At 64.3% G+C, this 255-nt stretch carries 1 protein-coding gene; it reads left to right on the top strand.

The window, feature by feature from the left end; all coding sequences use genetic code 11:
- Window positions 1–255: GTP-binding protein (locus IT084_RS17905; protein WP_243277065.1), on the top strand; the 255-nt coding region annotated here is incomplete at both ends.

The raw sequence follows: 255 nt of genomic DNA, 5'->3' as shown, positions 1-255 counted from the left end.
ACAACGCCCCGGAAGAAAGAGAGCGCGGCATCACCATCAACACCGCGCACGTGGAATACGAGACCGAGAAACGGCACTACGCGCACGTGGACTGCCCGGGCCACGCCGACTACGTCAAGAACATGATTACCGGCGCCGCCCAGATGGACGGTTCCATCCTGGTAGTATCCGCGGCGGACGGTCCCATGCCCCAGACCCGCGAGCACATCCTGCTGGCCCGCCAGGTGGGCGTGCCCTACATCGTGGTCTACCTGA

Source organism: Desulfallas sp. Bu1-1, assembly GCF_015594625.1.
Taxonomy (GTDB): domain Bacteria; phylum Bacillota; class Desulfotomaculia; order Desulfotomaculales; family Desulfallaceae; genus JADNRQ01.
Note: the sequence above shows the minus strand (reverse complement) of the source record. Positions and strands in the feature narration are given on the sequence as shown.